This window comes from Exiguobacterium sp. SH0S2 (assembly GCF_004337185.1).
GTDB lineage: Bacteria > Bacillota > Bacilli > Exiguobacteriales > Exiguobacteriaceae > Exiguobacterium > Exiguobacterium aurantiacum_A.
Genome location: NZ_SJVB01000001.1, coordinates 21,566 through 35,936 on the forward strand (window position 1 = coordinate 21,566; position 14,371 = coordinate 35,936).

A 14,371-nucleotide genomic window follows, 5' to 3' on the forward strand; every position below is an offset into this window, starting at 1 on the left:
GTCCTCGGAAAAGGGCGGGTTTTAGTTCGTCACATTTTCACCGAACAGCTCGGCACCGAACTCGGCATACGCCTGCTCATAACGGCGGAGCGACGACTCTTTATGCATGCACGTCACGTTCATCCGCTCGAGAGAGGTCATGTCGGTCGCATACGTCTTCAAGACATGGGCGTTCCGGAGCATCGACGGGGTGACCGAGCGGGTGACGCCGCTGCGCTCGTTCAACTGGCGCATCATCTTCGTGATCATGACGATCGTCAGCTGTTTCGGCTGATTCTTGGCGTACACCCAGCGGAACGTCATCCGGGCAAAGTCGAACGAGACGAAGACGGGATCTTCCGAGTACCAGCGCGGGCGCACCGGTGTCGGGATGTCAGCGAGATAGTTCATGAGGAGTGATTGGTCCTCAGGCGTCAGCTTCAGCGTGAATTTGTTACCGAGCCGGTCATAGACATCGAACTCGTAGCTCGCCAAGTGTAGGTCGTTCATTTTCAGACGGATGATATGATGGACGCGCAAACCGTATTTGTAGAACAGTGTGACGATGAGCGCGTTGCGGTTGACGAGGTACGGATGGGCCTGAAGCTGGTTCTCGCTCAATCCCCGCGGCGACCGGATCGTCCGGACGAGCTTGTCGAACTCGGACTGTAACGCGATCTGGTCGATGGTGAGCGTGTGCGCCGGTTGCGAATAGGCGAGCATCTTTTTGCGGAGCGGGTTCAAAAACTGGGTCAAGCTGTTGATGACGGTGACGATGCGGGCGACCGTCGCCTGTTGGTACTGTTTCTCTTCGATCAAAAAATCGTTGATGAACGTCTTCCATGACTCGAGCGGGACGGCGAGCCATTCCTCGGGGGTGACGAGTTCGACGTTATGGTCGCTGAAGTATTTGTGCACGTCGATCAAGTCGTAGCGATAGCGTTTCAGCGTCGATGGCTGGCGGCCGCTCGCACCGAGATGATATAAATACGTTTCGATATACTCGGGGAGCGAGTACTCTTTTCTGCGTTTCGTCATGGGACGTCCCTCCTTCTCTTCATATCGTACCACAAACGGACGTTCTCCATTCATGGATTCGTGGTAAGATGGAGGATGAGACTTATTAGGAATGAGGGATGTATATGGAACGAGAGAAAGTGATTATCGTCGGGTGTCAGCTACCGACCGTCGACGATTGGACATATGAACAATCGATGGGTGAACTCGTCGAGTTGGTCGATACAGCAAAAGGTGAGGTCGTCGCAAGACTCGACCAGAAACGGCAACAAGTCGACCGCCGGACGTTTATCGGGAAAGGGAAAGTCGAGGAGCTCGCCGTACTCATCGAACAGTTCGAGCCGGATATTGTCATCTTCAACGCTGAGCTGTCACCGGCCCAATCGAAAAACATTCGGATCTCGTTGAACGACCCGGACGAGATGAAATTGATCGACCGGACGCAACTTATCTTGGACATCTTCGCCGGACGGGCCCAGTCGAAGGAAGGGAAGCTCCAAGTCGAGCTCGCCCAGATGAACTACTTGCTCCCACGCCTGATCGGGCAAGGCACACAGTTGTCACGACTCGGAGGCGGGATCGGGACGCGTGGACCGGGTGAGACGAAACTTGAAAGTGACCGTCGTCACATCAAGCGCCGCATCGATGAGATCAAGAAGCAACTTGAAGGCACGGTCGCGCACCGTGACCGCTACCGTGTGCGCCGGAAAGAGAACCGTGTGTTCCAAGTCGCGCTCGTCGGTTACACGAACGCCGGCAAGTCGACGATTTTCAACCGTCTGACCGATGCCGACACGTACGAACAGGACGAACTGTTCGCGACGCTCGACCCGCTCACGCGTGAGCTCGAACTGCCGCGCGGCGGGAAAGTGCTGATCACCGACACGGTCGGGTTCATCCGCGACTTGCCAACGAAACTCGTCGCCGCGTTCCGCTCGACGCTTGAAGAAGTGCTCGGGGCCGATCTCGTGCTTCATGTCATCGACGCGTCAAACCCGCACTACATGAACCAGATCGATACGACCAATTCGGTCTTGTCTGATCTCGGCGCGAGTGAGTTGCCGCAGCTCGAAGTGTACAACAAGAAAGATCGCTTGACGGCTGACTTCGTCGGTGGACCGCTCGTCATCTCGGCGCTCGACTCGGCCGATATCGAGACGCTCATCGGCGCGATCGAGGACAAGATTTCGGACGTGTTGACGAAAGTGCACGTCGTCTTGCCGGTCAGCTCGTTCGAACATTACCATCCGGCCAAAGATTCGATGTACCGGCTCGAGGAGAACTTCCTTGACGACGGCTCGGTCGAACTTGTCGGTTATATGAGAGAAGACACGCGTCTATATGCGACGCTGAAACCATTTGAGGTGTGAATGATGTGGCAAGAAAAGATTGAGCATTACGATGAATTGGCCCCGTTCGTCAAGCAAGCGGAACAACGGGTGAAACCTTATTTTGAAGCGATCGAGGAAACGGCGGAGTTCAACCAATACCGTGTCCTCGAATCGTTCAAGAAGCATAAAGTGTCGGATTTTCATTTCAATCCGACGACCGGGTACGGCTATGACGATATCGGGCGCGACACGCTCGAGTCGATCTATGCGGACGTGTTTGGGGCCGAACTCGCCCTCTGTCGTCCGCAAATCATCTCGGGGACACACGCGATCGGGATTGCCTTGTTCGGTGTGTTGTTACCGGGAGATGAACTCTTGTATATCACGGGTAAACCGTACGATACGCTCGAAGAGATCGTCGGCATCCGTGGCGACGGCCGCGGTTCATTGAAAGAACTCGGTGTCGGCTACGATACGGTCGAGTTGAAAGACGATCAAATCGATGTCGCGGCTGCGATCGAACGGATCCGCCCCGAGACGAAGCTCGTCGGCATCCAACGTTCGAAAGGGTACGCCAATCGACGCAGCATCCCAGTCACAGAAATCGGCGAGGCGATCGCGGCGATCAAAGCAGCGCACCCGCACGTGTTCGTCTTCGTCGACAACTGCTACGGCGAATTTGTCGAGACGATTGAGCCGACACATGTCGGGGCCGACCTCATGGCCGGTTCGCTCATTAAAAACCCGGGCGGTGGCTTGGCGAAGACGGGCGGCTATATCGCCGGGACGAAAGCATTGATCGAACGATGCTCGTTCCGGATGACGACGCCAGGCATCGGCAGCGAGGCCGGTCCGTCGCTCTATTCGCTGCAGGAGATGTATCAAGGCTTTTATATGGCGCCGCACACGGTCGCCCAAGCGTTGAAAGGGGCCCATTTGACGGCGAGCCTGCTCGGCCTGCTCGGCTTCGAGACCGATCCGCATTATACGTCACGGCGGACCGATTTGATTCAATCGGTCACGTTCCGCGACCGCGACAAGATGATCGCGTTCTGTCAGAGCATTCAGATGGCGTCCCCGGTCAACGCCCACGCGTTGCCGGTACCGGCCTATATGCCAGGCTATGAGGACGACGTCATCATGGCGGCCGGGACGTTCATCCAAGGCTCGTCGATCGAACTATCAGCGGACGGACCACTCCGGGCGCCGTACACGGCATACGTCCAAGGCGGCTTGACCTATGCGCACGTGAAAGTCGCGTTAATGCTCGCCTTGAGCCAATTGCGGACGAAAGGGCTCGTCACATTTGACCGTGAAAATTCAACTCAAACGTTGTAACCGAAATGTCATGTTAACTTTCTTAACATCTATTGACAGGAAAGTTGTCATGTATTATTCTCACAGTGTGAGACAGAAAAGGAGGGGTAAGGGATGGCCGATCAATTTCGTCGCTCCAACCCGTTGTTTCCGATTGGGATCGTCCAAGATCTGACGCAACTGACAGGCAGGCAGATTCGATATTACGAAGAACAGGGTCTGGTTTCGCCTAGTCGGACGGAATCGAAACGACGACTTTATTCCTTTAATGATGTCGAACGTTTACTCGCAATCAAAGATTTCATTGACCAAGGCTTCAACTTGGCGGCGATTCGCCATATGCTCGACAACGACGGTGCCAAAGAGACAGAACAATCTGCTTCTACGGCCCCGCCAAGCGAACCGCCAAAGATTTCCGAGAAAGAGTTACATCAATTATTGAAAACGCAGCTTCAAGAAGCTGGTCGTTTCAATAAAACGTCGCTCATCCAAGGAGAGTTGTCACGTTTTTATCGATGACGCCAGTACACAAACCATTACACAATGTGAGAGGGGACTTTTACCATGGCCAGAAAAACGTTCACAAAAGAAGACATCAAACGGATCGCACAAGAAGAGGACGTACGCTTTATTCGTCTTCAATTCACGGATATCCTCGGTACGATTAAAAACGTCGAGGTGCCGATCAGCCAATTGGACAAAGCACTTGATAACAAGATGATGTTCGATGGCTCTTCAATCGAAGGGTTCGTACGCATCGAGGAATCAGACATGTACCTCTATCCAGACCTTAACACGTGGGTTGTCTTCCCATGGACAGACGGCAGCGGTAAAGTCGCTCGCTTAATTTGTGATATTTATAATCCGGACGGCACGCCGTTCAGCGGTGACCCGCGCGGTATTTTGAAACGCAACCTCGAGCACATGCAAAAGCTCGGCTTCTCAGCGTTCAACGTCGGACCAGAGCCAGAATTCTTCCTCTTCAAGAAAGACTTGAACGGACAGCCGACACTCGAATTGAACGACCAAGGCGGTTACTTCGACTTGGCACCGGTCGATTCAGGCGAGAACTGCCGTAAAGAAATCGTTATCGAGCTCGAAAACATGGGCTTCGAGATCGAAGCGTCACACCACGAAGTCGCACCAGGACAGCATGAAATCGACTTCAAATACGCGGATGCGGTAACGACTGCCGACAACATCCAAACGTTCAAACTCGTCGTCAAGACAATCGCGGCGAAGTATGGCCTTCACGCGACGTTCATGCCGAAACCACTCTATGGTGTCAACGGTTCAGGGATGCATGCGAACATGTCACTCTTTAAAGGCGACACGAACGTGTTCTACGACCCGAACGGTGACATGGAGCTCTCGGATACGGCACGCGCCTTCACAGCTGGTATCCTTGAGCACGCACGTGCGTTCACGGCGATCTGTAACCCAACGGTCAACTCGTACAAGCGTCTCGTGCCTGGATACGAAGCACCATGCTACGTCGCATGGAGCGCTCGTAACCGTTCACCGCTCGTTCGTGTACCGGCTGCCCGCGGCCTCTCGACACGTATCGAAGTACGTTCGGTCGACCCGGCGGCGAACCCGTACCTCGCGCTCTCGGCCCTCTTGGCTTCTGGTCTTGACGGCATCGAGAAAGATTTGAAAGCACCGAAACCGATCGACAGCAACATCTACGTGATGGACAAGCCAGAGCGTGTTGCGAACGGCATCGACGATCTTCCGGCGACACTCTTCGACGCGCTCGAAGTACTCCGCGCCGACAAAATCGTCATGGATTCGCTCGGTGACCACATCGGCGAACACTTCCTCGAGTTGAAAGAGATCGAGTGGGACATGTTCCGCACGCAAGTAACAGAGTGGGAACGCGATCAGTACATGACGCTCTACTAAGTCGAATGAACTTGAAAAAACGCTCGATCCAGTTTCTTGGATCGGGCGTTTTTTTAGTCAAAACAAGCGACCACTCGAAATTGAGTGGTCGCTTGTTTTGGGATTAGAACGCACGCTTGAAAAACGTGGACGCGTAGTCGAGCGCCGTATGGAGTGTCGTCGCGAACACGAGACCGAGGAAGAACGGGATGCCGTTCAAGTCGAGCCACGTCTTCACAACCGCTTCATACGGAGTGAACGTAAGGATGAGCGCGAGCGGGAAGCCAAGGTAGATGACACGAATGAGATCGCTCAACACCGGCAAGTGCGACAGCGGAGACCGGTGCGGCATCAGCTTCACGTAAGGGAGCCAAAAGCCACGCAGCGGTCCCCACCGATAGTATGCATCCGATTTTAAATCGAGGTCCGGGGAGAGCCAGAACGTCCCGATAAGCGCACCGAGGAAAAGGGTAGTCGGGATATCGACATCAATAAAAGGCGTGGCAATCGCTAAAGCACCGATTGCCACGAGGTTCGTACGCGTATGTGTCTTGCCGCTAGCCATTAATGGATCGTCCGGTATACACCGATGACCTTCCCTAAAATGGATACGTTATCGAAATACATCGCCTCAAGTTCATCGTTCTCCGGCTGGAGTCGGACTTTCGACGCCTCTTTGTAGATCCGTTTGACGGTCGCCTCACCCTCGTCCGTCATCGCGACGACAATCTCTCCATTGTCTGCCGTGTTCTGTTGTCTCACGAGTACGCGGTCCCCGTCGAGGATTCCGGCGTTGATCATCGAATCGCCAGAGACGGAGAGCATATACACGTTATCCGAACCGACGATATGGGCCGGGAGCGGGAAGTGTTCTTCCACGTTCTCGATCGCCGTGATCGGTGTTCCGGCCGTAACTTTCCCGATGACCGGGACGTACATGACCGTCTCACGCTCCTCGATTGACGGGGCGTCCTCGCTCAACACTTCGAGCGCGCGCGGTTTTGTCTTATCGCGCCGAATCAATCCACGTTTTTCAAGACGGTCCAAGTGACCGTGCACGGTCGAGCTCGATGCGAGACCGACGGCTTCACCAATTTCTCGGACTGACGGCGGATAACCCTTCGTCCGAACTTCAGCTTTTATAAAATCAAGAATCTGTTGCTGTCTTGCTGACATTTTTTTCAATGGATTTCACCTCGTTTATGTCGAATAACCTGCGAACGCATCCTATTCTTTATGGATTTATTTTAACACAAGAACATATGAGCGTACAAACATTCGTTCGTTTTTTCTTGACCGAACAGAAGTTCTTGTTTTATGATGAGAACAGATAAACGAACAGACGTTCCTAAGAACGCATATTCTCATATTTGGAGGCGGTTCAAATGAAAGATACAATCAACGGATTCATATTGGTCGGAATGGTAGTGCTTGGGATGTTCGCCTTTTACTTAGTCGGCGAGTTTCGCCAAGGCGAAGTTGTCGAGCCGACAGTGATGACGGTCGAAAGAAGTATCGAACAAGAAGTTGCGTTCAACGAAGCGGAAACGCTCGAAGCCCAGCTGTTAGCGGAACGTGCGGAAAAAGAAGAACGGAAAACGACGTGGTTCGCCGCTGAATGATCGATTTGGATTGCGAACACCCGCTCATCCTGTGTATCGTAAAAGGATGACTGGAAAGAAAGGGAGTGACGAGATGCGAGTCGTCATTTATTGTCGCGTATCGACGAACAAGTCAACTCAGGAAACCTCGCTCACGAGGCAAGAAGCGGAATTGTTACAGATGGCCAAACGTCTCGATGCGGAAGTGATCGATGTGATCACCGAACAAGAGAGCGGTTTCGAGGTCAATCGGACGGGTCTGCTCGATCTGTTAGAGCATGTGTCGGCGTCAAAGCTCGATGCCGTGCTCGTGAGCGATGACAGTCGCCTCGGCCGAGGGAATGCAAAAATCGCCATCTTGCATACGCTCATGAAGCATAACGTCCGGCTGTTGACGATGCAGTCGTCCGACGAATACGTCGTCTCTGACGCCGAGAAGATGGTGCTTGAGATTGTCAGCGTCGTCGAGGAGTATCAACGGAAGATTCATAACGCCAAGATATCGCGCGGTATGCGCCGGGCGGTCGCGAACGGCTTCAACCCGCAACGCAATATTCAGCACCATGACCAAGGTGGGAGGAGCCGGATCGAAGTGCCGATCGAGGAGATCGTCCAACTTCGGGAGCGGGGGCTCACCTTCGCTGAGATCGCGGCCACGCTCCGCGGATTCGGCTACGAAGTCTCGAAAGCGACTGTGAACCGTCGCTATTTGGAACATGTGGCAGTGCCAGAAACTTGATTCCTGCGCCCTGATTTTGTACAGTAGAACTACAAATTCAGTAGAGAGGGGGCGAACCTCATGTTAGCACCCGAACAATTGGAGCGGATTAACTTCCTCGCCAACAAGGCAAAGACAGACGGCTTGTCACAACAAGAGATGGACGAGCAACAAGCGTTACGTCAACAATATTTAAAAGCGTTCCGTCAATCGTTCAAATCCCAGATGATGGGCATGAAAGTCGTCGATCCGGAAGGCAACGACGTGACACCAGAAAAACTAAAAGACGAACAGAACCGACACCGTTCTGAATGAACTCGAATGCACATCCTATTTCGTATAGGATGTGCATGTTTGTTATACACGAAGCTCGATAAGGTTCGACCATTCCCTCGAAAACAGACGTATGGAAGTAAACGATTCCAATCAATGTGACATACTATTTAATTAGTTGTGACACACGATTGAGTGTGCTAAAATATGACGGGTAGAAACTTTCTTAACAACAGAGAGGATGAAATTAGTGGAAACAACTACTAAAGAATTATTAGCGATTAACTCGATTCGGACGCTCTCGATTGATGCTGTCCAACAAGCGAACTCAGGTCACCCAGGTATGCCGATGGGTGCGGCCCCGATGGCGTTCACGCTTTGGACAGACAAAATGCGTCACAACCCGAAAAACCCGAACTGGTTCAACCGCGATCGGTTCGTCCTTTCAGCGGGACACGGTTCGATGCTGTTGTACTCGCTGCTTCACTTGTCTGGTTACGACCTTTCACTCGACGACCTCAAGTCGTTCCGTCAAAAAGACTCGAAGACGCCAGGACACCCTGAGTATCGTCACACGGCTGGTGTAGACGCGACGACGGGACCACTCGGTCAAGGGATTGCGATGGCTGTAGGTATGGCAATGGCTGAGAAGCATTTGGAAGCAACATACAACCGCGACGAGTTCAACGTGGTTGACCACTATACGTTCGGAATTTGTGGAGACGGTGACTTGATGGAAGGTGTGTCGGCTGAGGCTGCCTCACTCGCCGGTCACTTGAAACTCGGTAAACTCGTCGTCTTGTATGATTCAAACGACATCTCGCTTGACGGGGATCTCCATAAGTCGTTCTCGGAAAGCGTAGAAGATCGATTCAACGCTTACGGATGGCAAGTCATTCGCGTCGAGGATGGAACGGACATCGATACGATCGCCAAAGCGATCGACGAGGCGAAAGCTGAGACGTCTAAACCGACGATGATTGAAGTGAAGACGGTCATTGGTTTCGGTTCACCGAATAAATCAGGTAAATCGGCATCACACGGCGCTCCACTTGGAGAAGCAGAAATCGAGCTCACGAAACAGTTCTATAAATGGGAAGGCGAGAACTTCTACGTCCCGAACGAAGTGTACGACTTGTTCAACGATAAAGTCGTTGAGCCTGGCGCTAAAGCTGAGTCGGATTGGAACGAGCTCGTCGCAGCCTACAAATCGGCTCATCCTGAACTCGGTGCTCAGTTCGAACGTGCGATGAACAACGAACTTCCTGAAGGTTGGGATAGCGAGTTGCCAACGTTTGAAGTCGGTTCGAAAAAAGCGACGCGCCAAACGAGCGGAGAAGTCTTGAACGCGATTGCGAAAGCGGTACCGACATTGTTCGGTGGATCGGCTGACCTCGCCGGCTCGAACAACACGATGATTAAAGGCGCGGCTGACTTCGACGAAGACCCGGCTGGCCGTAACATCTGGTTCGGTGTCCGTGAATTCGCAATGGCGGCAGCTGTCAACGGGATGGCACTTCACGGTGGCGTACTTCCTTACGGCGCAACGTTCTTCGTCTTCTCGGATTACCTCCGTCCAGCGGTCCGTCTCGCTGCACTCATGGGAATTCCGTCGACATTCGTTTTGACGCATGACTCGATCGCAGTCGGTGAAGACGGTCCGACGCACGAACCGGTCGAGCACTTGATGAGCTTCCGGGCGATGCCGAACTTGTCAGTTCTCCGTCCGGCAGACGGTAAAGAGACGATCGCCGCTTGGAAACAAGCGATCACGACGACGTCAGCTCCGTCACTTCTCGTCTTGACACGTCAAGCGTTGCCAGAACTCGTAGGAACATCTGTCGAAGACGCGGCGAAAGGTGCCTACGTCGTCGCAGGTAAGTCTAGCGAAGCGGACGTCCTTCTTCTCGGTACAGGCTCAGAAGTCCATGTCCTCGTCGAAGCACGCGAGCAACTCGCTGCTGAAGGCGTGAACGCTGCTGTCGTCTCAATGCCGTCATGGGAACTGTTCGAAGCCCAATCGGCAGAGTACAAGGAATCAGTTCTTCCTTCGTCGATCACGAAACGCGTCTCGCTTGAAGCAGGTTCGACGCTCGGATGGTACAAATACGTCGGATTCGGCGGTAAAGTGCTTGGAATCGACAAGTTCGGTGCCTCGGCTCCTGGAGACCTCCTCATGAAAGAATACGGCATGTCGGTCGAGAACGTCGTCGACGCTGTCAAATCACTATAATTATCATTAAAAACGTGTGATGGCCTAGACGATGTCTAGGTCATCACTTTTTTTTCTGACGACTAGCGAATTAGCGCAATATAGTGTATAGTAAAAAACGATGTTTCATATGGTAGAGGAGGTAAAACCTTGAGTACATTTATTTGGATTCTTCTTGTCGTGGCAGCACTTATCGGGGGTATCGCGATCGGGTTCTTCATCGCTCGTAAATACATGATGAACTACCTTGAACAGAACCCACCAATCAACGAAGACATGATTCGTACGTTAATGATGCAGATGGGTCAAAAGCCGTCACAGAAAAAAGTCAACCAAGTGATGCGTGCCATGAACGTTCAAGCGAAGAACGAAAAAAAATCATAATGAGTCACCGAAGCACTTCGCACCCGCGAAGTGCTTTTTTTATTCATCTTTTGTTCGACAATCGAACAAACTTTCGCTACCATAAATGAATAGTCTTATTTCAAGATATAGGGGGCGTTTCAGATTCGTGTATTTAAACAATTAGCTTGGTTCTTCAGGCTCGAATGGCGGACGTATGCAGTCGGTATCGTCTTGCTCATGTTTGTCGCCGCACTCGAGCTCATACCGCCGCGCATCATCGGTCGAGTCATCGATGGGATGAACCAAGGTTCGCTCGAAGCGGACTTGCTGTGGATGCTGTTAGGAGGCCTTGCGGCTGTCGGGATCGGAAACTATGTGGCGCGCTTTTTTTGGCGCTATTTCATTTTCGGGGCCTCGATCCGGCTCGGACGCCTGCTCCGGAGCCAACTGTATCGTCACTTCACGGATTTGGATCAACGGTTTTATAAAAAGTCGCGTGTCGGCGATTTGATGGCGCACGCGACGAACGATGTCCAGGCTGTCTCGACGACGGCGGGGGCGGGTATTTTGACGCTCGTCGACAGTGTGACGATGGGTACGTTCGTCATCATCACGATGGTGACGACGATCAGCTGGAAGCTGACGGTCGTCGCTTTACTGCCGCTGCCGATCATGGTCATTTTGACGACACGATATGGAAAGATGCTCCATAGCCGGTTCGGTGTCGCCCAAGCGGCATTTTCCGAATTGAATGACAAGGTTCAGGAGAGTGTGAGTGGGGTTCGCGTCTTGAAATCGACCGGGGAAGTCGACCACGACGTCGAATCGTTCGAGAAGTTGTCAGATGAAGTCATGGCAAAAAACGTCCGTGTCGCTAAAATTGACGCCTTGTACGACCCGACAATCTTCGGGATCGTCGGATTATCTTACATATTGTCGATCGGCTACGGGGCCTACTTGATTGAACAAGGCGAGCTCACGATCGGTCAAATCGTCAGTTTTACCGCTTATCTTAGTCTGCTCACTTGGCCGATGCTCGCCTTCGGTTGGTTGTTCAATATCGTCGAACGTGGTCGGGCTTCGTACGACCGGATCGAGCGCATGCTCGCCATCAAGCCGGAGATCCAAGACGATCCGATGGCGGCGACGAAACTGGATCATTCCGAGCTCGAGGCGGATATCGGTTCGTTCCGTTATGACGATACGACCGTGCTGCGTGATGTCACGTTCCGGATCGAGCGTGGCAAAACACTCGGGATTGTCGGTCGGACCGGTTCTGGTAAGACGACGATCGTTCGATTGTTGACCCGTGAATATGACGTGACCGACGGTAAAATCAAAATCGGCGGCGTCAATGTTCGTCAAGTCAAAAAATCACTTCTACTAGATAAAGTCGCCCTCGTCCCGCAAGACCACTTCCTGTTCTCGGATTCGATTGCGAGCAATATCGCCTTCGGAAAACCGGAAGCAAAAATGGATGAGATCATGGAGGCTGCCAAAATCGCCGAAGTGCATGACGACATCTTACGGTTGCCGGAAGGGTATGCTACGCTCGTCGGTGAACGCGGCGTGACGCTCTCGGGGGGACAGAAGCAACGTATCTCGATTGCCCGGGCGCTTATGATCGAGGCCGATCTATTAATCCTTGATGACGCGTTGTCCGCCGTCGATGCGAAGACGGAAGAAGCCATCATCGAACATTTCCGTGTCGGCAATCCGGAGCAATCTCGATTGATCGTCGCCCACCGTCTGTCGGCAGTGGAGCATGCCGATGAGATTCTCGTACTCGCTGATGGCCAAGTCATTCAGCGAGGCCGACACAATGATCTCATTCGAGAACCGGGCTGGTACAAAGAAACGTACGACCGCCAACAACTTGAGGCGATCGTGGAAGGAGGGGGCCACCATGAAGCATGATATTCAAGAATGGGCGGTCATCAAGCGGTTATTGGCCTATACGAAACGATACGGCCGGCCGCTCAGCCTCGCCTTCGTCTTTTTGCTTCTTGCGACGGGAGCGAAGCTTGCCGGACCGTTTTTAATCAAAGTGTTCATCGATGAGTTCGTGACACCGGGCGTCTATCCGACGAATTGGGTCGTCACGCTGCTCGTCGTCTATATGGTGTTACACATCTCAGCCGTCATCTTCGACTATTTACAATCGATTGCGTTTCAGAAGATCGCCCTTAAAATCGTCCAAAATATTCGAATGGACATCTTCCGCCATGTGATGGGGCTGCGTCTCGCCTATTTCGACCGGACGCCGGCGGGTGTGCTCGTCTCCCGGATCACGAACGACACGGAAGCGGTGAAAGAGTTGTACGTCGGCGTGATGAGCACGTTCGTCCAGTCGGGCGTTCAATTGCTCGGGACGTACATCTTCCTGTACATTTTAGAGCCGACGCTCGCCACGATCGGGCTCGTCCTCCTCCCGTTGTTTTGGCTCATCATTTGGGCGTATCGCCGGTACTCGACTAAATACTTTGCCCAAGTCCGTGATTTGTTATCGCAACTGAACGCGCAGTTGAGCGAGTCGATCAACGGGATGGGTATCGTTCAACAATTCCGTCAAGAAGAGCGTCTCGTCCGTCAGTTCGAAGCGACGAACGAGGCGCATCAAGAAGCGCGCTTCAAGAACTTGAAGCTCGATAGTATGTTGCTCCGCCCGATCATCGAGCTGTTGCTTGCGTTCTCGATCATCGGTTTGCTCGGCTACTATGGCTTCCTGTCGATGACGGAACAAGTTCAAGTCGGGGTCGTCTATGCGTTCATCAGTTACATCGAGCGCATTTTCCGCCCCGTGCTCGATATCATGCAACGGCTGAGTGAGTTCCAACAAGCGGTCGTCTCGGCAGACCGCGTCTTCAAAGTGCTCGACACCGATGAACCGGCGCCAGGAAAAAGTCTCTCTGGCGAGGCAGCGATCGAGGCAGGAGAAGTTCGGTTTGACGATGTCACGTTCAGTTATGACGGGGAAGTCGATGTTTTGAAGAACATCTCGTTCGTTGCCAAGCCTGGTGAGACGGTCGCGCTCGTCGGTCACACGGGGAGCGGGAAAAGCTCGATCATCAACTTGCTCACTCGGTTTTATCCGTATGAAGGGGGACGGATCACCATCGACGGACACCCACTCGAGCAGTTCGAAGAAGTGGAACTTCGCGATAAGATCGGTCTCGTCTTACAAGACCCGTTCCTGTTCAGCGGCACGATCGAAGATAATTTAAAATTGTTCAACCCGACAGTTGATTCCGATAAAGTACGCCAGTCGGCGGAGTTTGTCCAAGCCAATACGTTCATCGAAAAACTCGAGACGGGGTATGGTCACACAGTCGGCGAACGGGGAGCGACGTTCTCGAGCGGGGAACGGCAGTTGCTCGCCTTCGCCCGAACGGTCGCCCGTGATCCGAAAATCCTGATCTTGGACGAGGCGACGAGCTCGATCGACACGGAGACGGAGGAGCGGGTACAGTTCGCCCTCGACCGGATGCGTCGTGGACGAACGACGATCGCAATCGCCCACCGCTTGTCGACGATACAGGATGCCGACTTGATTCTTGTCTTACATCGCGGCGAGATCGTCGAACGGGGCAATCATCAGGCCTTATTGAAGCATGATGGATTGTACAAAAAAATGTACGAGTTACAATCAGGACAACGTCTGATGTCATAATTTGCAAAGGACACCCGTAGGGGT

The 14,371-nt window shown here is 52.9% G+C and carries 14 protein-coding genes; 11 read left to right on the plus strand and 3 right to left on the minus strand.

From position 1 onward, the window contains the following. Positions 1-21 precede the first annotated feature (21 nt). Positions 22-1,017, minus strand: a complete 996-nt coding sequence (locus EVJ21_RS00120; RefSeq protein WP_070327139.1) for a tyrosine-type recombinase/integrase — start codon at positions 1,015-1,017, stop codon at positions 22-24. Between the two features lie 104 nt (positions 1,018-1,121). Between EVJ21_RS00120 and hflX the strand changes: the two genes are divergently transcribed. From hflX to glnA, 4 genes are all read left to right on the plus strand, one after another. Next, positions 1,122-2,366, plus strand: coding sequence for a GTPase HflX (gene hflX / locus EVJ21_RS00125; RefSeq protein WP_070327140.1), 1,245 nt, complete (start codon positions 1,122-1,124; stop codon positions 2,364-2,366). Between the two features lie 3 nt (positions 2,367-2,369). Beyond that, on the plus strand, positions 2,370-3,665 hold the full coding sequence (locus EVJ21_RS00130) for a methionine gamma-lyase family protein (RefSeq protein WP_131439743.1): 1,296 nt from the start codon (positions 2,370-2,372) through the stop codon (positions 3,663-3,665). A gap of 93 nt (positions 3,666-3,758) precedes the next feature. Next, positions 3,759-4,163, plus strand: a complete 405-nt coding sequence (locus EVJ21_RS00135) for a MerR family transcriptional regulator (protein WP_131463640.1) — start codon at positions 3,759-3,761, stop codon at positions 4,161-4,163. Positions 4,164-4,208: 45 nt separating this feature from the next. Continuing rightward, positions 4,209-5,549, plus strand: coding sequence for a type I glutamate--ammonia ligase (glnA, locus tag EVJ21_RS00140; protein WP_131489690.1), 1,341 nt, complete (start codon positions 4,209-4,211; stop codon positions 5,547-5,549). Positions 5,550-5,652: 103 nt separating this feature from the next. Here glnA and EVJ21_RS00145 read toward each other — a convergent pair whose 3' ends face one another. Together EVJ21_RS00145 and lexA are read right to left on the minus strand one after the other, a co-directional pair. After that, positions 5,653-6,093, minus strand: a complete 441-nt coding sequence (locus tag EVJ21_RS00145; RefSeq protein WP_131463638.1) for a metal-binding protein — start codon at positions 6,091-6,093, stop codon at positions 5,653-5,655. After that, positions 6,093-6,713: a transcriptional repressor LexA gene (gene lexA / locus EVJ21_RS00150; RefSeq protein ID WP_070327143.1), complete on the minus strand. Its 621-nt coding sequence runs from the start codon at positions 6,711-6,713 to the stop codon at positions 6,093-6,095. The genes EVJ21_RS00145 and lexA overlap by 1 nt, the downstream gene beginning before the upstream one ends. Before the next feature lie 200 nt (positions 6,714-6,913). On the opposite strand from lexA, the gene EVJ21_RS00155 reads away from it, so the two are divergent. The 7 genes from EVJ21_RS00155 (at position 6,914) to EVJ21_RS00185 (ending at position 14,347) form a co-directional block, all read left to right on the plus strand. Then, positions 6,914-7,150 (plus strand): hypothetical protein, encoded by a 237-nt coding sequence (locus tag EVJ21_RS00155; RefSeq protein ID WP_070327144.1) that lies wholly within the window; start codon positions 6,914-6,916, stop codon positions 7,148-7,150. A 73-nt stretch (positions 7,151-7,223) separates the two neighbouring features. After that, on the plus strand, positions 7,224-7,868 hold the full coding sequence (locus tag EVJ21_RS00160) for a YneB family resolvase-like protein (protein ID WP_035386380.1): 645 nt from the start codon (positions 7,224-7,226) through the stop codon (positions 7,866-7,868). Between the two features lie 60 nt (positions 7,869-7,928). Next, positions 7,929-8,162, plus strand: a complete 234-nt coding sequence (locus EVJ21_RS00165; RefSeq protein WP_070327145.1) for a DUF896 domain-containing protein — start codon at positions 7,929-7,931, stop codon at positions 8,160-8,162. A 199-nt stretch (positions 8,163-8,361) separates the two neighbouring features. After that, on the plus strand, positions 8,362-10,353 hold the full coding sequence (gene tkt / locus EVJ21_RS00170) for a transketolase (RefSeq protein ID WP_070327146.1): 1,992 nt from the start codon (positions 8,362-8,364) through the stop codon (positions 10,351-10,353). 129 nt (positions 10,354-10,482) lie between these two features. Beyond that, positions 10,483-10,716 carry a YneF family protein gene (locus tag EVJ21_RS00175; RefSeq protein WP_070327147.1) on the plus strand — a complete coding sequence of 78 codons (234 nt, stop codon included), beginning with the start codon at positions 10,483-10,485 and terminating at the stop codon, positions 10,714-10,716. Positions 10,717-10,839: 123 nt separating this feature from the next. Continuing rightward, positions 10,840-12,594: an ABC transporter transmembrane domain-containing protein gene (locus EVJ21_RS00180; protein ID WP_070327148.1), complete on the plus strand. Its 1,755-nt coding sequence runs from the start codon at positions 10,840-10,842 to the stop codon at positions 12,592-12,594. Beyond that, positions 12,584-14,347: an ABC transporter ATP-binding protein gene (locus EVJ21_RS00185; RefSeq protein WP_131463633.1), complete on the plus strand. Its 1,764-nt coding sequence runs from the start codon at positions 12,584-12,586 to the stop codon at positions 14,345-14,347. Before EVJ21_RS00180 ends, EVJ21_RS00185 begins: the two co-directional genes overlap by 11 nt. The last annotated feature ends 24 nt before the right edge of the window (positions 14,348-14,371 follow it).

Coding starts and splice junctions, on each gene's coding strand:
- EVJ21_RS00145 (WP_131463638.1), bottom strand. CDS start 6,093: ATGGCTAGCGGCAAGACACATACGCGTACGAACCTCGTGGCAATCGGT.
- EVJ21_RS00130 (WP_131439743.1), top strand. CDS start 2,370: ATGTGGCAAGAAAAGATTGAGCATTACGATGAATTGGCCCCGTTCGTC.
- EVJ21_RS00155 (WP_070327144.1), top strand. CDS start 6,914: ATGAAAGATACAATCAACGGATTCATATTGGTCGGAATGGTAGTGCTT.
- EVJ21_RS00160 (WP_035386380.1), top strand. CDS start 7,224: ATGCGAGTCGTCATTTATTGTCGCGTATCGACGAACAAGTCAACTCAG.
- EVJ21_RS00185 (WP_131463633.1), top strand. CDS start 12,584: ATGAAGCATGATATTCAAGAATGGGCGGTCATCAAGCGGTTATTGGCC.
- EVJ21_RS00135 (WP_131463640.1), top strand. CDS start 3,759: ATGGCCGATCAATTTCGTCGCTCCAACCCGTTGTTTCCGATTGGGATC.
- EVJ21_RS00165 (WP_070327145.1), top strand. CDS start 7,929: ATGTTAGCACCCGAACAATTGGAGCGGATTAACTTCCTCGCCAACAAG.
- hflX (WP_070327140.1), top strand. CDS start 1,122: ATGGAACGAGAGAAAGTGATTATCGTCGGGTGTCAGCTACCGACCGTC.
- tkt (WP_070327146.1), top strand. CDS start 8,362: ATGAAATTAGTGGAAACAACTACTAAAGAATTATTAGCGATTAACTCG.
- glnA (WP_131489690.1), top strand. CDS start 4,209: ATGGCCAGAAAAACGTTCACAAAAGAAGACATCAAACGGATCGCACAA.
- EVJ21_RS00120 (WP_070327139.1), bottom strand. CDS start 1,017: ATGACGAAACGCAGAAAAGAGTACTCGCTCCCCGAGTATATCGAAACG.